The sequence below is a fragment of the Psychrobacter sp. 1176_08 genome (genome assembly GCF_052850615.1).
Genome location: NZ_VXCU01000004.1, coordinates 104,395 through 131,028, shown reverse-complemented (window position 1 = coordinate 131,028; position 26,634 = coordinate 104,395). Strand labels below are relative to the sequence as shown.

The window sequence follows — 26,634 nt, the reverse complement described above, 5'->3', positions numbered from 1 at the left end:
CTATATGATCCATTCCCGCCTACAAGCGCTACGCTAGAAAACTGATGGTTCAGCCTTCTATTTTAGTACAATATTCAAGACAGTTTGTGCCTTTTTCTATATTGCTTATGCCAGAGTTAATCGATTTGATAAACAGTCAAATTATGAAAAGCTCGTGGTGACTATAATAGGCAATACCATATTGCAATGGTTTTACTCATCGATATTTTTAGCGAATGAGCGTTCTCATCACAATACAATTGCCCGCACTGGCAAAAAAGTACCAAATATGCTTGTGATACCTGATATACAACTAAGGAGATTTATCCATGGCCTATGATAAGGTTATCGTACCAAGAGACGGAGAAAAAATTACTGTAAACGCTGATTTGTCGTTAAATGTGCCCAACAATCCTATCATTCCATTTATCGAAGGGGATGGCATTGGGGTTGACATCACACCTGTCATGATAAAAGTAGTGAATGGGGCGGTAGACAAAGCTTATCACGGTAAAAGATCTATCATTTGGATGGAAGTATATTTGGGTGAAAAAGCGGCTAAGGTTTATGATGGTGAATATTTACCAAGTGAGACGCTAGAGGTTTTAAAAGACTATATCATCAGTATCAAAGGTCCATTGACCACCCCAGTTGGCGGTGGCTTTCGTTCATTAAACGTGGCAGTACGTCAGGAGCTTGACTTGTATGTGTGCCAGCGTCCAGTGCGCTGGTTTGAAGGAGTGCCAAGTCCCGTTCGTCAACCCGAACTGACTGATATGGTGATTTTCCGCGAAAACGCAGAAGATATCTATGCAGGTATTGAGTGGGAAGCCGGTAGCGATGAGGCCAAAAAGGTCATTAATTTCTTAGAAAAAGAGATGGGTGTGACCAAAATCCGTTTTTCAGAGGATTGCGGTATTGGCATAAAGCCTGTATCAAAAGAAGGCTCACAGCGTCTCGTACACAAAGCCATTCAGCATGCTATCGATAATGACCTACCAAGTGTGACCTTAGTGCACAAAGGTAATATTATGAAATTCACCGAAGGCGCATTTAAAGAGTGGGGTTATGAGGTAGCGGCAGAGAGCTTTGGTGCAGCACTGTTGGACGGTGGCCCTTGGATGACCCTAACTAATCCGAAAACGGGTAATGACATCGTTATCAAAGATGTCATCGCTGATGCGTTTTTACAGCAAATCTTGATGCGCCCTGCTGACTACTCCGTGGTGGCAACCTTAAATTTAAACGGCGATTATATTTCTGATGCGCTAGCGGCGCAAGTGGGCGGTATTGGTATCGCGCCAGGTGCCAACAAGGGCAGCGCTGTCTCTGTCTACGAAGCGACTCATGGTACAGCGCCTAAATATGCCGGGCAAGATAAAGTCAATCCCGGCTCATTGATTTTATCGGCTGAGATGATGCTACGCGATATGGGATGGACGGAAGCGGCTGATCTCATTATTAATGGTATCCAAGGCGCGATTGCACAAAAGACAGTGACTTATGATTTTGAGCGCTTAATGCCAAAGGCGACCTTACTCAGTACGTCTGAATTTGGTGACGCGGTGATTAAGCATATGGACGCTTAATCCATCAGAGAGCTGAACAAGCGGTTACCAGATGCTAGACAGTCTAAGCAAACCACTAAAAAAGCCATCTGCCCTTAGGTGGATGGCTTTTTTACGATAGGAGTTATGTAGACAGGTTGGTTTAAAAATAGAGTGCACAAAAAAACACCCCTCAGATTTAGAATCTTCGGGGTGCCTTTTATTGATTCTGACTGATGCTTGGATAAAAGCTTTTAAGTACCTATCACTTAACCCAAGCTCAGCACATGATCAAAATGTTGTTATTCTGAAGCGCTTACAAAGAAAGCTCTTACAAAGAAGCCAATGCTTCATTAAATAACGTGCTTGGACGCATGATTTGTTCAGCCAGTTTTTCATCCGCCATGTAGTAGCCTTTGATATCTACAGATTTGTTCTGCGCATTATTCAATTCTTTAACAATCGCTGCTTCATTAGCTTCAAGCTTTTGAGCCAACTCTGAGAATTGTGCTTTTAGCTCAGCATCTTGGTCTTGTGCGGCCAGCTCTTCTGCCCAGTACATTGCCAAATAGAAATGACTACCGCGGTTGTCAAGCTCACCCGTTTTACGTGATGGTGACTTGTCATTTAACAACAGTTTTTCGGTCGCTCTATCAAGCGTGTCTGCCAAGATTTGCGCTTTTGCATTGTTGTCATTTTTGGCCAAATGCTCCAAAGAGACTGCCAACGCTAAAAACTCACCCAATGAATCCCAGCGTAAGTGGTTTTCCTCAATAAGCTGTTGGACATGCTTTGGTGCAGAACCACCAGCGCCTGTTTCAAACAAACCACCGCCCATCATGAGTGGAACGACAGACAGCATTTTGGCACTTGTTCCTAGTTCTAGGATTGGGAATAAGTCAGTAAGGTAATCGCGTAAAATGTTACCGGTCGCAGAAATCGTGTCAAGACCACGAGCAACACGCTCTAAAGTGTAACGCATAGCGCGAACCTGAGACATGATTTCGATATGTAGACCTTCGGTGTCATACTCTTTTAGATACGTTTTTACCTTTTTGATCAGCTCGTTTTCATGTGGACGGTATGGGTCCAACCAGAAAATAACAGGGGTGTTAGAGTCGCGCGCACGGCTAACAGCAAGTTTTACCCAATCTTGAATAGGATCGTCTTTGGTCTGACACATACGCCAGATATCGCCTTCTTCCACACGCTGCTCAAGCAATACTTCGTCGGTATCAATATCAACGATACGTGCGATGCCATTATCGCTAGACTCAAACGTCTTATCATGTGAGCCGTACTCTTCTGCTTTTTGAGCCATCAAACCAACGTTCGGTACAGTACCCATGGTGGTTGGATCAAAGTTACCATGCCATTTACAGAAATTGATCATTTCTTGATAAATGCGGGCAAAGGTAGATTCTGGCATGACCGCTTTACAATCATACATTTTGCCATCAGCGCCCCACATTTTACCGCCTGCACGGATCATGGCTGGCATAGATGCGTCAACAATGACGTCACTTGGCGAATGGAAGTTGGTGATGCCTTTGGCTGAATCAACCATCGCAAGACGTGGACGATGCTCTTGACAAGCATGCAAATCGTTTTCGATTTCTTCACGTTTGCTGGCTGGTAGCTCAGCGATTTTTTCGTACAAGCTGGCCATACCGTTATTGACGTTGATACCCAACTCTTCAAACAATGCCGCGTGCTTTTTGAAAGCGTCTTTATAGTAGATTCTAACCGCATGACCAAACACGATAGGATGCGATACTTTCATCATGGTGGCTTTTACATGCAATGAAAACAAGATACCCGCTTCGCGGCAGTCTTCCATTTCTTGTTCATAAAAATCAAGCAGCGCTTTTTTGCTCATGAACATAAGATCTATAACTTCTTTGTCAAGCAAAGCGATTTTTGGCTTTAATACTTTGGTCTCGCCAGCGTCAGTCACCAACTCCATACGTACGGTGCGTGCCTTGTCTAGGGTTATAGACTGCTCACCGTCATAAAAATCGCCACTGTGCATATGCGATACGTGCGTGCTTGACCACTGTTTCCACTCACCCATAGAATGCGGATGCTTGCGAGCGTAGTTTTTTACGGCTTTTGGCGCACGGCGGTCTGAGTTACCTTCACGTAAAACAGGGTTGACTGAACTGCCCAAACTTTTGCCATAACGCTTACGAATCTCTTGTTCTTCTTCCGTTTTGGGATCATCTGGGAAGTCAGGAATGGCATAGCCTTTGCTTTGTAGTTCTTTGATAGCAGCGCGTAGCTGTTGTACAGAGGCACTGATGTTAGGTAGCTTGATGATGTTGGTGTTTGGATCTTGCGTCAGACGACCAAGCTCAGCCAAGTTGTCCGGAACACGTTGCTCTTCCGTTAAGTAATCAGGGAATTCAGCCAATACACGTGCGGCAACAGAGATATCACTGGTTTCGACAGAAACGCCTGCCGTTTGTGTGAATGCTTTAACAATAGGTAAAAATGATAAGGTTGCAAGCGCTGGGGCTTCGTCAGTTTTTGTATAAATAATTTTTGACATTTTAGTAGTGTCTTCCTTTAGGCTAGAGTTAAAAATAAAATAAAGCGCAAATATGATGTTGAATATGTTTTAACAAATACTATATTTCAACAAATACTATGCATGGTGAACGACGTGATTAAGTTCATCATATCTGGCTTCTCAAAATTTTTTGAAACTGCTGAACACGTCTCTTTTTAATTTTCACTAAACTTGTGCTTTGAGACTGCATGCTACTACTGGGCCGTTAATCCACTATAAATCATCTTTGCTGTCAATCTCATATAGTGAACTAAGTATACTGTTTTCGCTCATATCCTATGTGTTTGAATTATATTAAGCTAATAACAACCTTATTCTACCAGCCATCCGCTTCAATATCATCTTTTCCATACAACTCCTGCCTTTTTGTCTGACGAAAAAGGCGGTATGGCTAAGAGAATTTTTTTGAAGTTTTTAAATGATAACGCTTATAAAAGGTAAGGGCAGTTAGCCCAGCACAACGTGGTTTTAATGGCGTCCCTTCTATTTTAGAGCGGTTAGATTGACTTTTTATTAACCGCTAAACGAAGTATTATTGAGCACCCACATCATTATAATAAATGATCATAATAAAAAACCACCTATATAGCTGTAGGTGACTTTTTGTTGATGCGGTCATCAATTTTGCAAATTGTGACAGCAAATAGGTAAAAATTTGCTAGGCTAGATGACTGATCGATAGAATATCGGCAAACATAGAGTAAGCAAAAGTATGAATTTAAAATACGCATTGATAAATGACACCAGTTGGCAAGACCAAGCAGATTGGCAGACACCAGATACACCTTTTATGTCTTTTGCTTTTTGGCAAGCACTCAGCGATACGGGGGCGATAGGTGAGCAGGCTGGCTGGTTGCCCATATTTATTTTGGTTTATCGTGATACAGACAGCTTGGTAGATATGGCAATAGATGAGTCTGTAGAGAGTGACCGTCATGATATTGATCAAAGTCCTACCACACCGATTGCTGTATTGCCCGTATTCATAAAAGGTCATCACCGTGGCGAGTTTGTGTTTGATCATTCATGGGCGGAGGCCTATGCGCGCTACGGGGTGGATTATTATCCTCGGCTGGTGACAAGCGTGCCTTATACCCCGATTACAGGTCAGCGTTTTTGGTTGGCAAAAGGGGAAACCTTAGATCATGATATTCTTAAGACCGCCATCGCAGGCGTCGATGATATTGCGCAGCAAGTGGGCGCGTCAAGCTGGCATGGATTGTTTGTCACATCAGAGATGGCGGATGTCGCAACTGCTTCCATGCCGACAGGTCTGGATGTAGAGCTTGCGATCGCGGCACAAGAAAATGGTATAGAACCTGTGCCTATTGAGATGCCGATACTAGAGCGACAAGGGTGTCAGTTTTTGTGGCAAAATAAGGACTTACTCAGAGACAGTCAGCCTTTTGCAGATTTTGATGCGTTTTTGATGACCTTAAAAGCCAAAAAGCGCAAGACCATCCGCGCTGAGCGCCGTAAGGTGTCTGAGCAAGGTATTGTCTGTCAACGTAAATGCGGCGATGAGATTAGCGATGAAGATTGGAAAGCCTTTTATCATTGTTATGTCATGACATATGCCGTGCGCGGTCAACAGCCGTATTTGACCATAGATTTTTTTATGGCATTGGCGCAAAATATGTCTGAGCATTTGATGCTAGCACAAGCGCTAAACGACCACGGCGAAATTATTGCCAGCAGTTTGTTCTTATATGATGATCCTAACAGTGACAGTACTGGTCATAGGCCCACCTTATATGGCCGTTATTGGGGCGCACTTGGTGAGTACGATAGCTTGCACTTTGAGTTGTGCTACTATCAAGGTATTGAGTTTGCCATCGAAAAAAACCTGACGTATTTTGATCCAGGTACTCAAGGCGAGCATAAACTGATTCGTGGTTTTATTCCAACGATGACGCACTCCTTACATCGCATTTATGATGCGCGTTTTGTCCCAGCGATTAGTAATTTTTGTACGCAGGATCGACAGCACATGGCACAGTATCGTCAACAAGCGTTTGAAGCCTTGCCATTTAACGCTGATAATATGCCTGACTTTGATACCAATCGTTTTTGATGCTCAGAACTATATTTGCCTCTATTCTACTATTTTCTAACTAGCTAACGACTATGCCCAGTAAGCCTTTTTCTTGTTCAAATCTTCTTTCTCCGCCTACCGAGCTATTGCCATGGTTAACGGTCGATGGCTCGTTGACTGCCGTGCTAGAAATCAAAGCAGGGCAGCCGCTGCGTGTAGAGCGCACTTTTGAAGGGTATCGGTCAATGTCGTTGATACAAAAACGACAGCTAGGTGTACAAGGCGCGATGCTGGGTCGCCCTATGCTGGCTTGGGTGCGTGAAGTAGAGCTGTATGGCAATGATGAGCAGCCATGGGTAAAAGCGCAAAGTATTTTCCCCATTCCTAGTCTGACAGGTCGGGCACGTCGCCTACAACAACTTAAAGGTACACCTATCGGCTACGTATTATTTAAGCGCAGTCGTACTTTGCCAAACCAACGCTTTATCCAACAGACAAGTGAGGGCTGGCAGCGGCAGACGCGATATGATTGGTATGGTCGAAAATTAATGATTAGCGAAATATTTTTGCCTGCGTTTACATCTAGTGAAACGTAAAAAAATTTTATGGCTATATAAACATAAAAAACCGTAGGGTAAGGGATGTATAGTGAGTAAATCCTTTATTCTATTGGCTATTTATCTGTATTATATCGCCATTTAATTTGCTCATCTTAAGGTGAGCTTTTTTGCGCTCTTCACACAAATTTTCATGTTACACTTACGCTTTCGCGATGATGTCGATGCAAATGTATATCGATTTTATTGACGGATCGGTCAAGTTAATGGCAGGTCAATTGCCTGCGTTTATTCTTATTTTAATCATTGCTGATAGACTTATTCACAATTATGGTCATACCATAAACAGCATGCAAAAACAGAGTGTGCAGAAGTATCAAGCATACTTCGGACGACGTTAACGCAGTAGTTGTCTTATTGTGGGCAGGCTATAAGCTTTTTTTTAATGATACTTCCAACGACAGTCACTACTTAGGACATTACTATGTTTAAAGATATTTCTATCAAAGCGTTTGATCCCGTACTTGCTGAAGCGATGGCTGCAGAAAGCGTTCGTCAAGAAAATCATATCGAATTGATTGCCTCTGAAAACTACTGCTCACAAGCAGTGATGGAAGCACAAGGCACTGATCTAACCAACAAATACGCTGAAGGCTATCCTGGTAAGCGTTACTACGGTGGTTGTGAGCATGTCGACGTGATTGAGCAATTGGCCATTGATCGTGCAAAAGAGTTGTTCGGTGCCGAATACGTGAACGTCCAGCCACATTCAGGTAGTCAAGCAAACTCTGCAGTATTCTTAGCATTGCTTGAAGCCAACGATACAGTACTTGGCATGAGCCTAGACGCAGGCGGTCACTTGACGCATGGCGCGCACATCAACTTCTCAGGTCTGAACTACAATGCAGTACAGTACGGATTGGTAGAAGGCACAGGTCTTATCGACTATGATCAAGTAGATGCGCTAGCACGTGAACACAAGCCAAAAATGATCATTGCTGGTTTTTCAGCGTATTCACAAGTGGTTGATTGGCAGCGTTTCCGTGACATCGCTGACGAAGTCGGCGCTTACCTACTAGTAGATATGGCGCACGTTGCTGGTCTGGTCGCTGGTGGCGTATACCCAAGCCCAGTACCTTTCGCTGATGTCGTGACTACTACAACGCATAAAACCCTACGTGGTCCGCGTTCAGGTCTGATCTTGGCTCGTGATGAAGTGTTGGCTAAGAAGCTAAATTCAGCGGTATTCCCAGGCAACCAAGGTGGCCCATTGATGCATGTTATCGCTGCAAAAGCGGTTTGCTTCAAAGAAGCGCTAGAAGATAACTTCAAAACGTATCAGCAGCAAGTGGTTAAAAACGCGCAAGCTATGGCAAAAGTCATCCAAGATCGTGGTTATGAAATCATCTCTGGCGGTACTGAAAACCATCTGATGCTAATCAGCCTAGTTAAGCAAGAAATGACGGGTAAAGAAGCGGACAAATGGCTTGGCGATGCACACATCACGGTCAATAAAAACGCCGTACCAAACGATCCAAAATCTCCATTTGTGACGTCTGGTATTCGTATTGGTACGCCAGCGATTACCACTCGTGGCTTCAACGAAGCGCAAGCGGGTGATTTAGCAGGTTGGATCTGTGACGTACTAGATAGCCGTGGTGATGAAGCTGTGGCGACTGAAGTACGCGGTAAAGTAGAAGCAATCTGTAAAGAGTTGCCAGTGTACGAAAAAAACCAGTAAGCGTTAATCGGCTTTAACTCGCACTGTATCAAATAAAAAACCGCTTAGCGTTTGCTAGGCGGTTTTTAGTTTATTCATAAAAGGATAATTTGATGGGCTTACGTATTCATACTTTGTACCATGTTGATTTTGAAGAACTTAGCTATATTAAACAGTGGGCAGACAGTCAAAATCATAGCATTACTGTGACTAGATTTTATGAAAATGATCCGATACCAGCTCAAGACAGTTTTGATTGGTTGGTGATTATGGGTGGCCCAATGAGCATTCATGATGACGCAGAGTTTGCGTGGCTTGCTGATGAGAAACACTTCATTCATCAAAGTATTGACGCAGGGAAAACGGTGATCGGTGTTTGCTTAGGAGCACAGTTGATCGCAGACAGTTTGGGAGCACAAGTTGCGCCATCAGGCATAAAAGAGGTGGGTTGGCTACCCATTCAATTGACCGAACAAGGCTTGAAGCATCCTTTACTAACAGACCTACCAAAAGATGAATTCACTGTATTTCATTGGCATGGTGATGGCTTTGATTGTCCCAAAGGCGCGACGCCAATCGCAACGTCACATGCTTGGGCAAATCAAGGTTTTATTTATCAAACACCCAAGCACAAAGAGTTAGGGACGTGGGTGCTTGGCTGGCAATGTCATTTTGAAGTTACCGAAAACAGTATGGTAGATATGGTGGCGCACGGACAGGACTATATACAAGATGCCATAATTGATTATCCTGACTCTGTTCAATCAGGTAATGAGATAATAGCGTTGGGTGATAAGTATATTAAAGATAACAACGCATGGCTTTCAACAATGCTAAACAACTTGGCAAGATGACGCTAATGAGTTGTGAAGAGAGAGTTCTTAGTCTAAAAGCATGGGAAGCATGACAGAAAAGTAAGTGACTTAAGATTGAAAAACAAAAAAACCGCTCAGCGTTTGCTAGGCGGTTTTTTTTGGATACTTTCATATTAAGTCGATTAAAACCCTAACCCCCAAGCTGACTTAAGCCTAACGCCATAATCAGACCAATAGCGGCACTAATACCCGCCCAATGATTGTCGCGTTTAAACGCTGTCGGAAATACTTCGGTCGCCAGTGAGGCAATAACAGCGCCAGCCGCAAAGCAATTGATGGCACTTAGTATGCTTTTATCGACGTCCGCAAGCAGCATTTTACCTAAGATAGCAGCAAGTGATAATAAGATCGCTGCTCCAATCCAAAGCATTAATATTTTCTTATGACTGTTACCAGCTTTACGCATCTCTTTTGCGCCACCTGCGGCTTCTGGAAGGTTGGACAGCAAAATAGAACCAGCCAAAGCAGCGACTTGCATCACGTTTCCACTAATGAGTGATACGCCTAGCGCTAAGTTTTCAGGCACACCATCGAGCGTAATGGCAGCCAGTAAGCCTGCGCCACCTTTAGAGTTTAGTTTTTCATCAATCAAGTAATCAACGCCTGCAAACACCAAAGCGCCCAGTAAAGTAAAAGCCGCTGTGAGCCAGATACCACTATCAGTAAGGGAGGGCTGTACCAGCTCTATCACGACCGATATCATCAGCGCACCGCCAGCGATTGCTAATAAATTGCCTTCTAACCAAGCTGGCAGGTGACCATACAAACCCCAAAGCGCTCCTACGATAAGCGCGCCTGAGACCACGACAATAATTGCAAACATCAACATAATTGGCCCTTATTTTTTAGCTACAATATTGATAACGCTTAATCGTTTTTCTGTCATTATAATTTGAGTAATGACGATAGAACGGATCATCTCTAATCGGTTTGATTAAAGGTTTGTGCAAAACAAAACCCCAATCATCTATGAGATAATTGGGGCTTATTATGTATCACGAAAGCGGATACAAAGTCAGGTGATTTTACATGAAAGGCAACTTCGTAAATATCTGCAATACCGTGGCATTGACGATATCAACGAAGAAAGCACCAACCATCGGCACAATCAGAAACGCTTTAGGTGAGGGCAAATAACGGTCAGTAACGGCCTGCATATTGGCAATCGCCGTTGGTGTCGCGCCCATACCAAACCCACAATGTCCTGCTGACAAGACAGCCGCATCATAATCTTTGCCCATGACTTTGAAGGTGATAAAGTAGACATAAATAATCATGATAACTGTTTGTACGAGCAAGATTACCAGTACAGGGCCTGCCAAATCAGTCAACTGCCACAGTTTTAAAGACAATAGCGCCATGGCCAAAAACAGACTCAAAGAAGCATTACCGAACACATCAATAGAGCGATCAAACATATCAAAATTGAACACAGTCGTTAAGACATTGCGAATAATAACACCACCTGCCAGTGCCCAAACGAAGGTAGGCAGCTCAAACCATGTGCCTTCAGCCACAAGTGTCATAACTTCAGCAAAAGCCAACGCGCCTGCAAACAACGCCAATGTCTCAATGGTAGAAGAGGCAGTGATAAAGCGCATACTATCAGGTCTTTCAAAAATCTCTTTATTACTGTGTGCTGAGTCTTCATCGTGCTTGGTACTATAAAGTGATTGCGCGTTCGCAACCTTTTCGATGTCGCTAGGATTTGGATTAGCAGGGGTTGGTTTTAGACCAAGGTTTTGAATCAAACGCTTTGCTACTGGTCCACCGATAATACCACCAGCGACCAGACCATAAGTGGCCACTGCGATACCAAGCGTCGTTGCGCCAACCACGCCATATTCTTGTTCTAAAGTAATGCCCCATGCACCAGCCGTACCATGACCACCCGTCAGAGCGATAGAACCTGTTACCAATCCAAGTAACGGATCAAGACCCAGTACGCTTGCCATAGCGACACCAACGATGTCTTGCAATACAATGAAGACCGACACTACAATCGTAAAGATCAATAACGGTGTTCCACCTGCTTTTAATCGACTAAAATCAGCACTCAAACCGATAGAAGCAAAGAACATCAGCATCGTCGCTGTCTGTAAGCCTTGATGAAAGTTAAAACTGTATCCCCAAACGATATTGAGAACATAAACCACAATGGCTGCAACCAAACCACCAGCGACCGGTTCTGGAATGTTGAAGTCTTCTAGGAACTTAATTCTTCTTACTAAAACGCGCCCAAGTAGTAGCACTAAGGTGGCCAGTATCAGCGTGTAATAGCCGTTTAAGGTAATTTCCATATGTTAATCCTTTCTATACAAATGAATTAACCCGCATTCGGGATAAATATGGCTTTATCTCGAATTCAGGTTGATATGATGATTCGCAGTTAAGCCGTTTTTGTCAGATTAAACGTTGTCCGCGGCTGGCATAATAACCCACAATTGCGGCTTACCAAAATCTCTGTAAGCATCTTCAATGATGCGCTTAAAAGTATTAAAATCTTCAGTATTGATTGTTTCTACCGTTGCTAGATTCAGCGTTAGGTAAGACACATAGCTGTCTGTTAGGCAGTCCCACGCGCTATCCCAATTGGGCGAAAAGTAGCTAGGAAAGTCACAAGCATGAGCCAAATTTGTTAATAAAGTGGTTTTATCTAATGTCTTGTTTACAGGTATGTTAACAGCCTGTGCCAAAATGCTAGCACTTAGTGCTGTACCTTTTTGGTTAATGTGGTTTTGATCAAGAAAATTTTGACTAACATAATAAATGGCTTGGCTCATTTTATTGTACCTGTAATCTGCGAAAGCTCTCATAGTGGTCAACAGTCAGATAGTAGACAGTCGGAGGATAGCCACCAGTGACGATACGCCGCGCACCGCGATGTGACAAGCCAGGGGTAGGGACGGTGTATTCCCGATAATAGCCTTGCGACTGTGCGGGTAGTTTGCCTTCGCGATTATAAAAGGTTGTGCCGTCTTTTTGCGGATACGGAAATGGGCCGCCTTGCTGAATCAGCGTAAGGGTTTTGTCTACTTGCGCATCACCCGTGACATTAAGAGTAGACGCTTGGGCCGAGGTTTCAGGGAATGATTGTGATACCGTAGGTTTAGCGCTATCAGTAAAGAGAGATGATGTTAAGTCCCCAAAGACATACACGGCAACCGCGATAACCGCCATGATAATAAATAAAGTAGATACAACGCTCTTTTTGGGTTGCTCATGGCGGCGAGTGCTTAGATCATCTTGAGAGTAATGCTTGCCTTGAAAGTACTGATTTCGGGCATTAGGGCTGAATGCATGCTGAGGAGGGGCGACGTCAATATCCTCTAGTATACTTAAGGAAGAGGAGGTGACTTCTGTGGCACTTAACTGGTTTTTCGCATTGCGTTCACTATTGAAGTATACCTGTTGACCAATAGAGATAGGATGCGATAAGCGCACATTACTCACGTGAAAAAATACGTCTTCATTTTGGTTGTCTACCTCGATAAATCCATAGCCTTTTTCTTGATACCAGCGCTTAATTTTGCCACTCTGCATGGGCCCCGTTTCCTATAAAATCGTCTATGACGATGCAAAAAATAATAATAGCACTGTCAAATATATCGAGCGCTAATAAAAAAACGCCAGCGATTGGGCTGACGTTTTTTTATCGATTATACTGTAAATTAAACGCTATATGGTAGGTTACTAGCCAAATAACAGCGGCAATAGATTAAGCCCGTGTCTCACCATGACCGTAAACAATCCATTTTTGTGATGTGAGACCTTCAAGACCAACAGGGCCACGAGCATGGATTTTGTCAGTTGAAATGCCAATTTCTGCACCCAATCCGTACTCAAAACCATCAGCGAAACGGCTAGAAGCATTGATCATCACGCTTGCAGAATCCACTTCACGAATGAAGCGCTGAGACTTAGTATAGTTGTCAGTAATAATGACATCCGTATGATGACTGCCGTGAGTGTTGATGTGCTCAATGGCCTCATCAATACCTGATACGACTTTGACAGCCAAGATAGGCGCTAAGTATTCCGTGTCCCAATCTTCGGCAGTCGCTGCCGATAGGTGACCTTTTAAGGCGGCATTGTCATTTAAAATGGCTTGGGATTTGTCGTCAAGGCGCAGTTGCATGGCATCATCAGCCGCAATAATCGCTTCAGCAATTTTTGGCAATAGGTCATCGGCAACTGACGCATCAACCAACAGCGTCTCCATGGTGTTACAAGTACCATAGCGGTGCGTTTTTGCATTGACGCTAACCTTGATAGCGATTTGGGCATCTGCATCACTATCGATGAAGGTATGGCAATTGCCATCTAAATGCTTGATGACAGGTACACGCGCATCACGGCTGATACGTTCAATCAGACCTTTACCACCACGTGGTACGATGACGTCGACATAATCAGTCATGGTAATCAACTCACCAACCGCCGCGCGGTCGGTCGTTTGCAAGACTTGCACAATGTGCTCAGATAACCCAACTTTTTGTAGGCCTTCCAAGATACACTTGGCAATCGCTTGGTTTGATTCAAACGCTTCTGAACCGCCTCGTAAAATAATGGCGTTGCCCGATTTTAGTGCCAGTGATGCTGCCTCTAACGTCACATTAGGACGCGACTCATAGATCATACCAACCACGCCAAGTGGCACGCGCATTTTTCCCAAATGAATTCCTGATGGCTGATAAGTCATGTCAGTAACTTCACCAATAGGGTCTGGTAATGCCGCCACATCCTTTAAACCTTGGAGCATGCCATCAAAACGCGCGTCGTTTAGCTCAAGACGATCAAGTAACGCAGCATCTAAATCGTTGCTTTGACCTTTATCCATATCAATTTTATTGGCAGATAAGATATCTTGTTTCGCCTCTTTTAACACATCGTGAATCGCCATTAGCGCTGAGTTTTTGTCACCCGTATTGGCAGCAGCGAGCGCACGTGAAGCAGCTCGGGCCTGTTTGCCAACAGATTGCATATAAGTGGTCACGTCTGTGGTATTCGCTTGGCTCATAAATTATTTTCCTTATATAGTGATTGGTATTTTGAATATAAAAAAGTGCCCAAAGGCAAAAATGTAACAAAAAGAAGATTCGGATACCTATAAGACATTATGCTATTTAACATAGAGGAGATTGGCACGATAGTAAAGATGGTTTTGTGAACAACCGCCTCTCATGGGAGGTAATTATTCTCCTTTTTACACTTATCTTATCCGTTTTGTCTTTGACTTCCCTATGATGTCACAATATAGGCAATATCCGTTGCATCGTTACGAGCCTTAACAGAACTGAGGTGTAACTACTAAGGTAGCCTTGAATAATCATGAGTATAGTTAGGAACTAATACAACGAGCGAAAGCTATTAATCGCTACTCGTAAAGTAATTAACAATGAAATATCAGTGATAAGTATCAATGATTACGAATGGAGAATAAAAATGGTTATTAAAAATAGCAGTAGCAAAAAAAGCTGGTTAACGGTTGGACTGGTCGCAGCAGCCTTAACCTTAGGCGCTTGTGGTAAAAAAGACGAGGCGCCAATGGAAACAGACTCATCTGTTGATGCTCAAACCACAGTAGAAGATGAAGCCACTGGCGTTGCGACAGCAAGTGATGATGTGGCTGTTGCTAGTGCCAATGAGGGCAGCACAGATGATGTGGCCGTGGCAAGCGCCAACGATGAAGTCACCGTAGGTGCTGATGACAAAGAAATGCTCGATGGCACTGAAGATTCAGAGCATGTTTCGACCTACTAAGCCATCGCTCAGATAACGTCACGTCTAGTAGATTTAAATGATAAAATGAAGCTCAAAGCTGTCAATACAGTTTGGGCTTTTTTGTTTTGGTCGTTTAAGGAGGCATATGTGTTTCGTTGACTGACCGAGCTTACACAAGATTTGCCTTTTTACCGCTGAATAAGAGACAATATGACATTTTACTTTTTGTCTTATCAGTCATAGCGGTATCACCATAATACTACGGTTGACAGTTATACTATATAAGACAAATCTGTATACGACATATCTGTCTCTTTTTTATTGACGTTTTCATTCATATTTATTGGAAGTCTGCTAAACCATGCTTGATACTGCAAAAAATCCGACTCGGCCTATCGCCTTAGATTTACAAGACGTCCATAAAAGCTACGGCTCACTCGCAGTGCTAAAAGGGGTGTCACTCACTGCATACGATGGTGATGTTATCTCTATTTTGGGCTCATCTGGCTCAGGCAAATCCACTTTGCTGCGCTGCATCAATTTGCTCGAAAAGCCGAATCAAGGTCGTATTATTATCGGTAATGACGAGCTGATTTTGAAACCTGCCAAATCAGGCGAATTGCAAGCAGCAGACATAAAACAGTTAGAGAGCTTGCGTGCTCGGGTCGGGTTTGTCTTTCAGAACTTTAACTTATGGCCGCATAAAACGATTTTGCAAAATATCATTGAAGGGCCAACGCAAGTCCTGAAAATCAAAAAAGCCCAAGCCGTTAGTGACGCAGAAAAACTGCTCGATAAAGTGGGTCTATTGGATAAAAAAGACGCTTATCCAGCGAACCTATCTGGTGGTCAGCGCCAGCGTGTGGCCATCGCTCGAGCGCTCGCCATGCAGCCCCAAGTGCTCTTGTTTGATGAGCCGACCTCGGCGCTAGACCCTGAGCTGGTCAACGAAGTGCTGGCTGTCATGCGAGAGTTGGCAGAAGAAGGCCGTACCATGCTCATCGTCACTCATGAGATGCGTTTTGCTCGAGAAGTATCCAGCAAAGTTGTTTTCTTACATCAAGGCGTGATTGAAGAGATTGGTACGCCTGAGCAAGTCTTTGATAATCCTACCTCTGAGCGTGTCAAAGACTTTATGGCGTCGCATCGTCAGAACTAGTCTTATACTCAAAAACCAGTATTCAAAAACATAGGATGATAAAGATTTTATCATCCTAACGTCTTAGAGAACCCGTCAATAAATACTTCATAAGTCGCACTCACTGTTTATTACACTTTAATGACAGTTGGTATGCAAAATGTTTGTTTTTGATATTTGAGTCAGGTATTATCAGAAAGCTTACCGACAGCTAGTCATAGTAAGTTTCGGTATATTCTACGCTCTATATTGCTTGTCTGGCAGGGACGTCAGAAAACAAAATATCAGAACCTCGTATTAAAACCCATCAGAATTTAAGGAATATATGATGTCGAATTCTCGCCTATTGTGGTCATCGATGACTATTACCGCCGCGTTGATGCTGAGTGCTTGTAGTCAACCCGCTAATGATGCTACGGATGCCAGCGCTGATCCAGCGGCAGCAGACACGTCTGGCAAGACCATTCGTATTGCTACTGAGGGCGCTTACCCTCCTTTTAACTATACCAATGCTGATGGTAGCTTGGCAGGTTATGATATAGACGTCGCCAACGCTTTGTGTGATCAGATGCAAGCCAAGTGTGAAATCGTTGCTCAAGATTGGGATGGTATTATTCCTGGTTTGCTGGCACAAAAATATGACGCGGTTGTGGCTGGCATGTCGATCACGCCTGAACGCCAAGAAAAAGTGGATTTTACCGAACCTTACTTCGCCAACACCATGGTTTGGTTGACCAGTACCGACGGCAAATTTGATCCTATGGCGATTAGCAATTTAACGCTTGGCGGTCAACGCTCAACCACGCCTGGTGCGTATCTGCAAGACAACTATGAAGGCAAAAACGGTAATACCGTGCAGTTGTATGACAATTATGACAATGCTTATCTAGATCTGAAGTCTGGTCGTAGTGATGCCGTATTGGCAGAAAAAGTATCTGCAAAATCATGGTTGGCAGACAACCCTGAAGGCTTTGGTATTGTTGGCGATGAAATCGACAACGACGATAATATTGCCATTGCTGTTCGTAAAGGTGATGCCCTCAGAGACGACTTTAATAAAGCGCTCAGTGAAATCCGTAGTAATGGTGAACTGGCACGTCTTGAGCAAGCAAACTTTGGTCAATAACTCTCTATTGGTCCATAATCTTCTGATTGAAAAATGAAGGAATAGCAAACATGACAATCTCTATGACATCGTCTCTAAAACATAAGTCTCTAAAAAGCAAAGCGTTTTGGCTGGCACCACTCAGTGCCGCGGTATTAATGCTGGCAGGCTGTAACGACAGCTCAGCACCAGAAGAGGGTGCTGCTGCTGATACGCAAGCTGATGCCCCATTGAATATAAAAATAGCCACCGAATCAAGCTACAAACCATTTAGCTATACAGATGCTGATGGCAAATTGATTGGCTACGAAATCGAACTGGTTGACGCTCTGTGTGCGCAGATGCAGGCAAAGTGTGATGTTATTTCTCAAGATTGGGATGGCTTGATTCCAGGACTAAACGCACAGAAATTTGATGCCGTTATCGCTGGTATGACCATCACTCCTGAACGTCAAGAAGTCGTAGAATTCAGCGACCCGTATTTTCATACCGGTATTATTTTGATCGGTAAAAAAGGTGATGACGTCAGTGTGGCAGATCTGAAAGGTCAGCCTATCGCATCACAGCGTTCAACCGTTGCTTCACAATACTTGCAAGATGAGCATGCTGATGCTGATATCAAGCTCTATGATACCCAAGACAATGCGTATTTGGATCTGACATCAGGTCGTGTGCGTGCCATGATGTCTGATAAAGTCACAGGTATGGACTGGTTGAAAACTGATGCTGGTAAAGATTATGAAATAAAAGGCCAAGAAATCATTACTGACCAAGATGCGATGGGCATTGCGTTCCGTAAAGGCGATCCACTGATTGCCAAGTTCAACAAAGCTTTGGCTGAGCTAAAAGAAAAAGGGACTTACGATCAAATCACAGGTAGTTATTTCGGCACCAGCTCAACTGCCGCTGCACAAAAAGCAGCCACAACGGCAGACGTAGAAAAAGTGGTAGTGGTTGAAGGGGATAACACCAATGTTGATGCCAATGCTGTTATCGCTAATGAAGAGCAAGCAGAAGCAGCGACCAATTAATATTGTAGCTTTTGAACAAAGTGCCTTTTACCGAAGCACTTTTTATCGAAGTGTCTTTTTATCAAAGCAACTTTAAATGATGAGCAGATCTGGCAATGCGTGCATCGCATTGCCATTTTATAATGTGAAGCGTTATTTTTATTGGTAAATATCAAGGATGATCATGAGCGTTCATTTTGACCACTATTCTATGACCAAAAAATCTGTAACCAAAAAAGCAGCCGTTGCTACAGGTATAAAGGCACGACATTTACCTTTGTCGTTAGCTACAATGATGTTGGTATTCGCTTTGACAGGTTGCGGTAATGGTCGAAATGATACGACTGATACAGCGACTCAGGATAAAGCAGCATCAGGCGACGTATTGCGTATCGCTACCGAAGGCGCGTATGCACCTTTTAACTATACCAATTCTGATGGCACGCTTGGCGGTTTTGATGTCGATATTGCCAATGCGTTATGTGCTGATATTAACATGACTTGTGATATCACGTCACAAGATTGGGACGGTATCATTCCTGGTCTAAAAGCGGGTAAGTACGATGCGATTGTGGCTGCCATGTCAGTGACACCTGAGCGCGCGCAACAAGTGAGTTTTACAGAACCGTATTTTAGCAATACGCTGGTTTTTTTGGTCAAAAAAGACAGTAGTTTTGATCCTAGCAAGAGTGAGGACATCAATTCGCACTCTATTGCTGCTCAGCGCTCAACCATCTCTTCACAATGGCTTGAAAAGGCGTACCCAAAAGCGGAAATGAAGCTTTATGATACCCTAAGTAATGCGTTTTTGGATTTGGGCTCAAATCGGGTCGATGCGATGGTTTCTGATAAGTTGCCAGCGTTAGAGTGGCTTGGCACCAAATCAGGCAGTGCTTATGCGCTCAAAGGTGAAGAGATCGATATCAATGATGATTTTGCCATTGCTGTACGTCCAAACGATGCATTACAAGCGAAGCTCAATCAGGCATTGGCCAATATCAAGGCTGATGGCACCTATGATAAAATCCATCAAAAGTATTTTGCGATTCCAAAAACAAGTGCAGCAGAAAACACAGCGACAGAAAAACCTGCTGAATAGGTAATAGCCGTCTTGTACCAAGATAATAATGAGTACGCTGCTACCTATATTTGTTTTAAAAAAGATATTGTCTCAAAGGCAGTATCTTTTTTTATGGGTCATCAAAACGCTTCGATTCTGCCGTAATGACGGTTTGATTTTTGTGAATATGACCGATTCAACTCACTTTTAGGCGCATAAGTACCTATTTAGACACAGCTTTTACGCGTGAGTATTAACATAGCGCGTAGTGATTATGATAAAATCAGCGCTCATTTCTACCGTGTCAATTTTCGCAGCAGTCATCGTATTGATTTGACGTCAATTTATGACGCATAAGACCACCATGTGATGGGTCTAACATACGACTGTCAGCAGCGCTCAGCCATTGATGCTGATTCTTTTAACTCATATTTTGCAAATTGCTAATATAAAGAGACTGAGTGGATAATTGTGTTTGATTTACAAGGATTTGGCGCGCTATTACTAAGCGGCGCTACCGTCACCATCAAACTTGCCGTGACCAGTTTGGTCATTGGTATGGTTTTGGGACTACTCGGTGCCACAGCTAAGCTGTCAAATATTTGGCTGCTGCGTAAGATTGCGACTGTGTATACGGCGACAATGCGCGGTATTCCAGAGCTGTTATTGGTACTGTTTATCTATTATGGCGGCTCTATACTGCTGATGACACTGCTCAAAAAATTCGGCTATAACGAATATATCGAGATCAGTGCATTCTGGGGCGGCGTCATGGCGTTGTCTATCGCTTTTGGTGCTTATGCGACCGAAATTTTTCGTATGTCGATTCAAGAGATTCCGATAGGGCAGAGTGAGGCGGCGCAAGCGATTGGTATGCGTCCTTTGCAAACGTTTTATCGTATTACTTTACCGCAAGTGTGGCAGATTGCCTTACCGGGTTTGGGTAACTTGTTTTTGGTATTGCTAAAAGATACGGCATTGGTATCGGTCGTGGGTCTAAAAGACATTATGTATCAGTCATCGCGTGCCGCTCAGTCAACGCAGCAGCCATTTACGTTTTATATGGCAGCCGCGATTATTTATTTGGGTTTGACCATGTTGATTACCGGTTTTATGATGTGGCTTGAGTGGCGCGCCAATCCAGCGGCACGCTATGCCAAAAAAATAAGCCGTCAATCAACTCACAGTCAATCGACCATAGGATAGAGGAGAGATACTATGGATTGGAATTGGCAGGTCATTTTCGATAATATTCCTGAGCTGTTGAATGGGGCGGTTTTGACCGTACAGCTGGTCGTGCTTTCAGGCGTGATTGGACTGTTTTTCGGTTTGGTTTTGGCACAGCTGCGTCTGTCAAAAAACTGGTTGGTACAGATACTACCGTTTTCTTATATCTTCTTTTTCCGTGGTACACCACTACTGGTACAGATATTTTTGATTTACTATGGTTTGGGTCAGTTTGAAGCCGTACGTAATTCGTTCTTATGGGAGCCTGTGCTGAGCCAAGCGTATTGGTGTGCCATTATTGCGTTTACCATGAATACCAGTGCTTACTTAGCCGAAATCATTCGCGGTGCGATTCAGACGATTCCTGTTGGTGAGCTAGAAGCTGCTGATGCTATTGGTATGTCAAAATGGCAAAAGCTCACGCGCATCACGTTACCTCGTGCCTTTGGTATCGTGATTCCTGCCTATAGTAACGAAGTGATTTTTATGCTTAAAGGCAGTGCGCTGGCATCCACCATTGCATTGATGGATATTACAGGGGTTGCTCGTACCATTAGTGCGCGTACTTATACCTTGATGGAGTTATTCTTTGCAGCTGGTGTGATCTATCTTCTATTATCATGGGTGATATTATTTAGCTTTAGATTGTTTGAAAAAAGAATGAATCGCCATGCAAGCTATGTACCACCAGATGTGATTACCAACACCATACCTTAGTGGTTTGGCTCAAAATAGTATTAAAAAACACACGAAATAGCGGGTTAATATTCATATATTAACCCGCTATTTTTTCGTTGGATGGCCACTTATTTTGTTTTTAGGACTATCTTTAAAATGAAGACAAGCTCTAGAAAAATAGCGACAGATAGTGCAGTATGTATGGCCCACTTATCTATAATCTGCTGTGAGCGCCTAATATGAGTCAATCACCACATATGTCTTTAGTCGATGCCATTACTGATAACGTCAATGCTGATACGAGCACTACCAATGTCAATGACAACGTACGTGCCTCTATTGGCAAAGTAGTCTGCGTTGGTCGCAACTATGCCGAGCATGCTCGCGAGCTTGGTAATGAAGTGCCAAAATCGCCTATATTGTTTATGAAACCTGCCTCCTCAGTCGTCAGTGTACGTCATGATATTGTTCGCCCCAATCCTGAGGTGTATGGCGATACGCATTATGAAGCGGAGCTTTGTATTCAACTGTCAGCGGATTTGTCAGCGGCAACTGCTGAGCAAGCAAAGCAAGCGATTGGTGGGGTGACGTTGGGGCTTGATTTAACCTTACGTGATTTACAAAGTAAGCTGAAAGAAAAAGGTCACCCGTGGGAGCGTGCTAAGTGTTTTGATGGGGCGTGCGTGCTTGCTGATTGGCTCAAGCCAGAATCTTTTGGTGATTTTAGTCAAGTAAATTACCAACTCACCATCAATGATGAGCTAAAACAAGATGGCGATAGTGCGATGATGCTGTTTTCAGTTTATGAGCTACTGGCAGAGATTAGCCACGCTTTTAGCTTGCAGGCAGGGGATGTGATTATGACTGGAACGCCAAGCGGCGTTGGTATTTTACAAGCGAATGATAAATTGAAATTAACGCTTGGGGCGCACGAATGGCAGGTAAATGTTCGCTAAGTTGGTTGTATCAGAACTGCGTTATCTTTTTGATATAAATACATCCTATAGTCAGTTCGACATACAATCGATACGTTGAGGTTACGTGCGACTGGTATGAATTTTTCGTAGCCTCTGTGTTAGCAGCACGCAAGGAAAATTTATACCAGTTGCACTGTTTCGATTTTAAAGTCAATCGACTATATAAAAGTCCCAAGTGATTACTTGGGGATTTTTTTATGTCAAAATTTTAGCTATCTAGCATATTTAGATAGAATCAGCATAAAATTTCAACGTACTGTCACAAACCAGCAGTAAACTTGGACGTAATTCGTACTTTAGCGGTAAAAAATTTTAGCCGCATTTATCTTTTTACGCCAATCCAGCCAACTGCAAGGTGACTGATAATGACATTGTTAAATAAAGAGCTAGAACTCGCGCACGAAATCGTTGAAGATTCAAATCCTACCAATAACACTGATTTTCAGACCATTATCAATCGTCGTCTGAATCGCCGTAGTATTTTAAAAGGCGGTACAGGATTGACAGCAGCCGCATTCTTTGGGGCGCTACCTTTGGTGGGTTGTAGCGATGATGATGACAACAGCCGTCCTATCGTAGAAAATGGTAATGATGCAGCCATTCCTGCTCAAGGCGATTTAAAACGCCCTGAAACGTTAAAGTTCAAAGCCGTAGCGCATTCAACTGCCGAGACAATGACGGTAGCAGACGGTTATAAAGCAGAAATCATATTGCCACTTGGCACACCACTGATGCCTGGGATTGAGGATTGGAAAGACAATCGTGAGCAATCAGCTGAGTCCTTTGAATGGCGCATGGGCGACAACCATGATGGGATGTGGTTTTTTGGCAAAAAAGGCAACGCATATGATGCCAAGGCCGCAGAAAGTGGTCTGCTGGTAATGAATCATGAATATGTGAACAGTGAAGAGTTGAGCCCATTTGGTTATTACGTCACTCAAGATAAAGATGCCGCGCCTTTATTTCAAAGCCGTCGTCTTGCCAGTGATATCCGCCGAGAGGTCAACTGTCACGGAGTAGCAGTGGTCGAGATGACCCGCCGTGCAGACGGCAAAGGCTATGAGATGGTACCAACGTCAAGATACAATCGCCGTATTACCAGCAGTACGACTTCGCAGTTGGCTGGCCCCGTGGCTGGATCTGATTTGGTAAAGACCAAGTTCGATCCAACAGGGTATCAAACTCGCGGTATCAACAATAACTGCGGCGCAGGGTTGTCACCTTGGGGCACATACCTCACCACAGAAGAAAACTTCTTAGGTGTGTTCGCACGTGGGCAAGATGCCAGTCAATTAAGCGCTGGACACAACTATGGTCGTGAGCGTTATGGGGCATCAGAAAACTCTCCAGGCTCCAGATATTTATGGCATACCCCTGACGCAAAAGACGCCATCATACCAGATGAGTTTTCACGCTGGGATATGACGGCAGTTGGGACAAATGCCACTGAAGATTACCGTAATGGCTTTAATACTTTTGGCTATATCACAGAGATTGATCCTTTTGACCCAAAATCTATGCCACAAAAGCGCACAGCGATGGGACGTTTTGCTCATGAGAACTGTGCCTATGCGCCCGTGGAACAAGGCAAGCCCGTCGTTTTTTATATGGGTGATGATGCCCGAGGCGAATATATCTATAAGTTTGTCTCAAAAGCTGTGTGGTCAAACAGTGACATTGGTGGTGGCTTAAAAGCAGGCGATAAATATCTGAATGACGGCACACTATATGTGGCTATTTTCAATGAAGATGGCAGTGGTGAATGGAAAGCCTTGATTCATGGTCAAAATGGCTTGGATGCGTCTAATAGTGAACTGCCTTTTAGTGGACAAGATGAGGTATTGATTTTTGCCCGCGCAGCAGCTGATGTGGTTGGTGCCACTAAGATGGATCGACCTGAATGGGTGTCAGTCAGTCCAATGACAGGCGAGGTATATGTGACCTTGACCAATAACACCAATCGCGGCGTCAAAGATGACCAACCACTTTCTGCTTCTAATCCGCGCAGCTATAACGTTGATGGTAAACTCAGGGGTAATGAAAATGGTCACATCATTCGCTGGGCAGAAGCAGGCGGTGATCATACAGCGATGAGTTTTGAGTGGGATATTTATCTGTTTGCCACACCTTATGATCTGGCTGCAGAAAACTTGTCACAGTTAAATGATAGCAATGATTTGTCTTCTCCCGATGGTCTGTACTTCGACCCACGTGGCGTATTGTGGATTCAGACAGATGATGGCGCTTACACCGATACCACCAGCTGTATGTTGCTGGCAGCGTTGCCTGGTAAAGTCAGTGATGGAACCGCCATAACGACGTCGGCAGGACAACAAACACGAGTTGGAATGCCTGCTAGTAATGATAATATCAAACGTTTCTTTGTCGGTCCCGAAGGCTGCGAAGTGACAGGTATTACCATGACGCCAGACTTCAAAACCCTCTTTATCAATATCCAGCATCCAGGTAATAGTTGGGGAGCCATCGCAGGTGGTACGATTCCGCGCTCAGCCACGGTAATGATTACTCGTGATGATGGAGATGTTATCTTGGCAGAGTCCTTTGATACAGTAGAAAATGTGGCTTAAAAATCTAAGCGCTTAAAAATCCAAGCCCTTAAAAATCCAAGCGCTTATAAATAAGTGGCGAACGAAAAGAGTAGTCTTTGCTCAAACCACCAAAAATCCCAAGTTAAGGCTTGGGATTTTTTGTTTTTTGTGATTATCCCTTTGATAATAAACCACTTACCGATCAAATCATTCGCTTTTATTTCATGCGTTTAAAGGATAGTATAGGCAACTATTCTCTTCATTGAATGTGCCAACGTCATGAATGCTACGAGCAGTCCAGATTTATTCTATGATAACCGTACTAATCGAAATAGTAGTAACAGCGATGCCAACCTCGATATCGATGCGTATACGGATGCAAGTCAGGCGTTTGAAACCCATTCAAACCCAGATACCAGCGTGCCTTTACACAGCAATTTGTACGAGCAAATCGACCAGTTAGAAGCCATTGATGTCGATGAGCTGCTTAAGTTACTGGCAGATGAAGGTGATGAGACAACCACCCAATATGTCACGTTGGCTGATTTTTTTGAAGGCTTGGCACAGCTTGCGACGATGGGCGTGGTTGAGATTACTGATATTGTGGAAGCCATCCACCGTGAAGTTATTTTACGCCCGTTGGGTCTTTTTAATGAAAAATATCTCAATAACTGGCAGCGCGGTATCACTGGACGTATATACGGTACGATACGCCATATTGTACTATTGGTGGGCAACAATCTGGCTTCAGTGCTGCGCCTATACAAAAATAACGTGCGCCAAAAAACGGCACAGCCACTGCCTGATGCCTTAAAAAAATTGGTACATGTGCTCAATGGTGTCATGGGTGACCATCTTGTGACGCATAAAAATGTCCTTGCTGTGCCCATGAAGCTCTACGATAGAGAGGGCAAGCTGCAAACCAATACGCTATCAGGTCGTGTCACTATTTTATGCCATGGCCTGTGTATGAGTCATTTGAGCTGGCAATCACAAGACGACCATATTGGCTTGGGTGATGCCATCGCTAAGAGCCAACCAGACACGACGGTCTTATACCTTGATTACAATACAGGACGGCGTATCTCGCGTAGCGGTCGTCAGTTTTCGCAATTATTACAAGATTTAGTCGATGACAATCCCAACATCAGTCAGATAGATTTGGTCGGTCATAGCATGGGCGGCTTGGTTTCGCGCAGTGCGCTGTTTTATGCCGAACAAGAACATTTAGATTGGATCATGCGCGTCGGCAATCTGATCACGCTAGGCTCACCGCATCATGGTGCTGTGCTTGAGCGTATTGGCAATCATGTGCAAGACATCATTGCCAAGCTGCCGTTTGCAGGGTCACTTGCCAAGCTTGGGGATATGCGTAGTGCGGGTATTATTGATCTGCGTCATGGCAGTATTCGAGATGCTGACTGGAATGCACTAGAAGGTCGTAGCGTACTGCCACAAGATTTTCGCCACCCTGCGCGCTTGCCAAGTGGTATCAAAACTTATTTTGCTGCCAGTGCTTTGATTGAAACGCATTATGACTCTAAGATGACGAGCTTATTGGGTGATGGTTTGGTGTCAGTGGCATCAGCGCTTGGGGAAGATGATGTCGAGCACGCGTTATTTGTGCCAGATGGACACAAAGCGGTATTTTATGGCGTAAGTCACATGAACTTAATTAACAGTAGACGGGTTCGTGAGCAGGTAGTGGAGTGGCTCTTGGACAATGGGCACAGTGATTATGCGGACAGACCGCGAATATACTCTTATCCAAAAAGTTTGGCGTTGGTGTTATAGAGAAAAATGTTGATTTGAATAACAAGTATTGATCATTACATAATAAAAACCCTCAAGCATTACACTTGAGGGTTCTTTTACAAAGAC

At 43.8% G+C, this 26,634-nt stretch carries 21 protein-coding genes; 15 read left to right on the top strand and 6 right to left on the bottom strand.

Going from position 1 to position 26,634, the window contains the following annotated elements; translation table 11 throughout:
* The first annotated feature begins 308 nt into the window (after positions 1 to 308).
* Entirely contained in the window at positions 309 to 1,568 is a 1,260-nt protein-coding gene (gene icd / locus FW759_RS06535; protein ID WP_446442496.1) for an NADP-dependent isocitrate dehydrogenase, read from the top strand.
* Between the two features lie 289 nt (positions 1,569 to 1,857).
* On the opposite strand, the gene FW759_RS06530 is transcribed toward icd, so the two are convergent.
* The gene (locus FW759_RS06530; RefSeq protein WP_443529137.1) at positions 1,858 to 4,077 is read right to left on the bottom strand and encodes an NADP-dependent isocitrate dehydrogenase; all 2,220 of its coding nucleotides are present in this window, start codon (positions 4,075 to 4,077) and stop codon (positions 1,858 to 1,860) included.
* Between the two features lie 733 nt (positions 4,078 to 4,810).
* Between FW759_RS06530 and FW759_RS06525 the strand changes: the two genes are divergently transcribed.
* The 4 genes from FW759_RS06525 to FW759_RS06510 all read left to right on the top strand — a co-directional run bounded on the left by FW759_RS06525 (position 4,811) and on the right by FW759_RS06510 (position 9,264).
* On the top strand, positions 4,811 to 6,172 hold the full coding sequence (locus tag FW759_RS06525; RefSeq protein WP_446442495.1) for a GNAT family N-acetyltransferase: 1,362 nt from the start codon (positions 4,811 to 4,813) through the stop codon (positions 6,170 to 6,172).
* Positions 6,173 to 6,225: 53 nt separating this feature from the next.
* Positions 6,226 to 6,729 (top strand): chorismate--pyruvate lyase family protein, encoded by a 504-nt coding sequence (locus FW759_RS06520; RefSeq protein WP_446442494.1) that lies wholly within the window; start codon positions 6,226 to 6,228, stop codon positions 6,727 to 6,729.
* A 445-nt stretch (positions 6,730 to 7,174) separates the two neighbouring features.
* Positions 7,175 to 8,431 carry a serine hydroxymethyltransferase gene (gene glyA, locus FW759_RS06515; RefSeq protein WP_062843760.1) on the top strand — a complete coding sequence of 419 codons (1,257 nt, stop codon included), beginning with the start codon at positions 7,175 to 7,177 and terminating at the stop codon, positions 8,429 to 8,431.
* Between the two features lie 92 nt (positions 8,432 to 8,523).
* Complete coding sequence (locus tag FW759_RS06510) at positions 8,524 to 9,264, top strand: type 1 glutamine amidotransferase (RefSeq protein ID WP_446442493.1); 741 nt, start codon at positions 8,524 to 8,526, stop codon at positions 9,262 to 9,264.
* Between the two features lie 151 nt (positions 9,265 to 9,415).
* On the opposite strand, the gene FW759_RS06505 is transcribed toward FW759_RS06510, so the two are convergent.
* From FW759_RS06505 to FW759_RS06485, 5 genes are all read right to left on the bottom strand, one after another.
* Positions 9,416 to 10,114: a ZIP family metal transporter gene (locus FW759_RS06505; RefSeq protein ID WP_446442492.1), complete on the bottom strand. Its 699-nt coding sequence runs from the start codon at positions 10,112 to 10,114 to the stop codon at positions 9,416 to 9,418.
* 196 nt (positions 10,115 to 10,310) lie between these two features.
* Positions 10,311 to 11,585, bottom strand: a complete 1,275-nt coding sequence (gene gltS / locus FW759_RS06500) for a sodium/glutamate symporter (RefSeq protein ID WP_062843763.1) — start codon at positions 11,583 to 11,585, stop codon at positions 10,311 to 10,313.
* A gap of 108 nt (positions 11,586 to 11,693) precedes the next feature.
* Positions 11,694 to 12,068 carry a barstar family protein gene (locus FW759_RS06495; protein WP_446442491.1) on the bottom strand — a complete coding sequence of 125 codons (375 nt, stop codon included), beginning with the start codon at positions 12,066 to 12,068 and terminating at the stop codon, positions 11,694 to 11,696.
* A gap of 1 nt (position 12,069) precedes the next feature.
* On the bottom strand, positions 12,070 to 12,828 hold the full coding sequence (locus FW759_RS06490; RefSeq protein ID WP_446442490.1) for a ribonuclease domain-containing protein: 759 nt from the start codon (positions 12,826 to 12,828) through the stop codon (positions 12,070 to 12,072).
* Positions 12,829 to 13,003: 175 nt separating this feature from the next.
* A complete protein-coding gene (locus FW759_RS06485; RefSeq protein ID WP_095569139.1) occupies positions 13,004 to 14,305 on the bottom strand; it encodes a glutamate-5-semialdehyde dehydrogenase in 1,302 nt (433 codons plus the stop codon).
* Positions 14,306 to 14,730: 425 nt separating this feature from the next.
* Between FW759_RS06485 and FW759_RS06480 the strand changes: the two genes are divergently transcribed.
* From FW759_RS06480 to FW759_RS06435, 10 genes are all read left to right on the top strand, one after another.
* A complete protein-coding gene (locus FW759_RS06480) occupies positions 14,731 to 15,048 on the top strand; it encodes a hypothetical protein (RefSeq protein WP_443509307.1) in 318 nt (105 codons plus the stop codon).
* A gap of 322 nt (positions 15,049 to 15,370) precedes the next feature.
* Entirely contained in the window at positions 15,371 to 16,168 is a 798-nt protein-coding gene (locus FW759_RS06475) for an ABC transporter ATP-binding protein (protein ID WP_446442489.1), read from the top strand.
* Between the two features lie 304 nt (positions 16,169 to 16,472).
* Complete coding sequence (locus FW759_RS06470; protein WP_179288327.1) at positions 16,473 to 17,273, top strand: transporter substrate-binding domain-containing protein; 801 nt, start codon at positions 16,473 to 16,475, stop codon at positions 17,271 to 17,273.
* Between the two features lie 50 nt (positions 17,274 to 17,323).
* A complete protein-coding gene (locus tag FW759_RS06465; RefSeq protein ID WP_446442488.1) occupies positions 17,324 to 18,283 on the top strand; it encodes a transporter substrate-binding domain-containing protein in 960 nt (319 codons plus the stop codon).
* A 271-nt stretch (positions 18,284 to 18,554) separates the two neighbouring features.
* Positions 18,555 to 19,361, top strand: a complete 807-nt coding sequence (locus FW759_RS06460) for a transporter substrate-binding domain-containing protein (protein ID WP_446442620.1) — start codon at positions 18,555 to 18,557, stop codon at positions 19,359 to 19,361.
* Between the two features lie 432 nt (positions 19,362 to 19,793).
* Positions 19,794 to 20,528, top strand: a complete 735-nt coding sequence (locus FW759_RS06455; RefSeq protein ID WP_062843771.1) for an ABC transporter permease — start codon at positions 19,794 to 19,796, stop codon at positions 20,526 to 20,528.
* A 12-nt stretch (positions 20,529 to 20,540) separates the two neighbouring features.
* Positions 20,541 to 21,266 carry an ABC transporter permease gene (locus tag FW759_RS06450; protein ID WP_095569136.1) on the top strand — a complete coding sequence of 242 codons (726 nt, stop codon included), beginning with the start codon at positions 20,541 to 20,543 and terminating at the stop codon, positions 21,264 to 21,266.
* Between the two features lie 200 nt (positions 21,267 to 21,466).
* The gene (locus FW759_RS06445; protein ID WP_443529149.1) at positions 21,467 to 22,183 is read left to right on the top strand and encodes a fumarylacetoacetate hydrolase family protein; all 717 of its coding nucleotides are present in this window, start codon (positions 21,467 to 21,469) and stop codon (positions 22,181 to 22,183) included.
* Positions 22,184 to 22,569: 386 nt separating this feature from the next.
* Positions 22,570 to 24,792, top strand: a complete 2,223-nt coding sequence (locus FW759_RS06440; RefSeq protein ID WP_446442487.1) for a PhoX family protein — start codon at positions 22,570 to 22,572, stop codon at positions 24,790 to 24,792.
* 240 nt (positions 24,793 to 25,032) lie between these two features.
* Entirely contained in the window at positions 25,033 to 26,547 is a 1,515-nt protein-coding gene (locus tag FW759_RS06435) for an alpha/beta fold hydrolase (protein WP_446442486.1), read from the top strand.
* Positions 26,548 to 26,634 lie beyond the last annotated feature (87 nt).

What these genes read in the sequence shown, in the direction of transcription:
- FW759_RS06435 (WP_446442486.1), top strand. Translation starts at nt 25,033, where the DNA reads ATGAATGCTACGAGCAGTCCAGATTTATTCTATGATAACCGTACTAAT.
- FW759_RS06485 (WP_095569139.1), bottom strand. Translation starts at nt 14,305, where the DNA reads ATGAGCCAAGCGAATACCACAGACGTGACCACTTATATGCAATCTGTT.
- FW759_RS06520 (WP_446442494.1), top strand. Translation starts at nt 6,226, where the DNA reads ATGCCCAGTAAGCCTTTTTCTTGTTCAAATCTTCTTTCTCCGCCTACC.
- FW759_RS06530 (WP_443529137.1), bottom strand. Translation starts at nt 4,077, where the DNA reads ATGTCAAAAATTATTTATACAAAAACTGACGAAGCCCCAGCGCTTGCA.
- FW759_RS06510 (WP_446442493.1), top strand. Translation starts at nt 8,524, where the DNA reads ATGGGCTTACGTATTCATACTTTGTACCATGTTGATTTTGAAGAACTT.
- icd (WP_446442496.1), top strand. Translation starts at nt 309, where the DNA reads ATGGCCTATGATAAGGTTATCGTACCAAGAGACGGAGAAAAAATTACT.
- FW759_RS06495 (WP_446442491.1), bottom strand. Translation starts at nt 12,068, where the DNA reads ATGAGCCAAGCCATTTATTATGTTAGTCAAAATTTTCTTGATCAAAAC.
- FW759_RS06490 (WP_446442490.1), bottom strand. Translation starts at nt 12,828, where the DNA reads ATGCAGAGTGGCAAAATTAAGCGCTGGTATCAAGAAAAAGGCTATGGA.
- FW759_RS06460 (WP_446442620.1), top strand. Translation starts at nt 18,555, where the DNA reads ATGATGTTGGTATTCGCTTTGACAGGTTGCGGTAATGGTCGAAATGAT.
- FW759_RS06440 (WP_446442487.1), top strand. Translation starts at nt 22,570, where the DNA reads ATGACATTGTTAAATAAAGAGCTAGAACTCGCGCACGAAATCGTTGAA.
- FW759_RS06445 (WP_443529149.1), top strand. Translation starts at nt 21,467, where the DNA reads ATGAGTCAATCACCACATATGTCTTTAGTCGATGCCATTACTGATAAC.
- FW759_RS06450 (WP_095569136.1), top strand. Translation starts at nt 20,541, where the DNA reads ATGGATTGGAATTGGCAGGTCATTTTCGATAATATTCCTGAGCTGTTG.
- glyA (WP_062843760.1), top strand. Translation starts at nt 7,175, where the DNA reads ATGTTTAAAGATATTTCTATCAAAGCGTTTGATCCCGTACTTGCTGAA.
- gltS (WP_062843763.1), bottom strand. Translation starts at nt 11,585, where the DNA reads ATGGAAATTACCTTAAACGGCTATTACACGCTGATACTGGCCACCTTA.
- FW759_RS06505 (WP_446442492.1), bottom strand. Translation starts at nt 10,114, where the DNA reads ATGTTGATGTTTGCAATTATTGTCGTGGTCTCAGGCGCGCTTATCGTA.
- FW759_RS06465 (WP_446442488.1), top strand. Translation starts at nt 17,324, where the DNA reads ATGACAATCTCTATGACATCGTCTCTAAAACATAAGTCTCTAAAAAGC.
- FW759_RS06480 (WP_443509307.1), top strand. Translation starts at nt 14,731, where the DNA reads ATGGTTATTAAAAATAGCAGTAGCAAAAAAAGCTGGTTAACGGTTGGA.
- FW759_RS06475 (WP_446442489.1), top strand. Translation starts at nt 15,371, where the DNA reads ATGCTTGATACTGCAAAAAATCCGACTCGGCCTATCGCCTTAGATTTA.
- FW759_RS06470 (WP_179288327.1), top strand. Translation starts at nt 16,473, where the DNA reads ATGATGTCGAATTCTCGCCTATTGTGGTCATCGATGACTATTACCGCC.
- FW759_RS06525 (WP_446442495.1), top strand. Translation starts at nt 4,811, where the DNA reads ATGAATTTAAAATACGCATTGATAAATGACACCAGTTGGCAAGACCAA.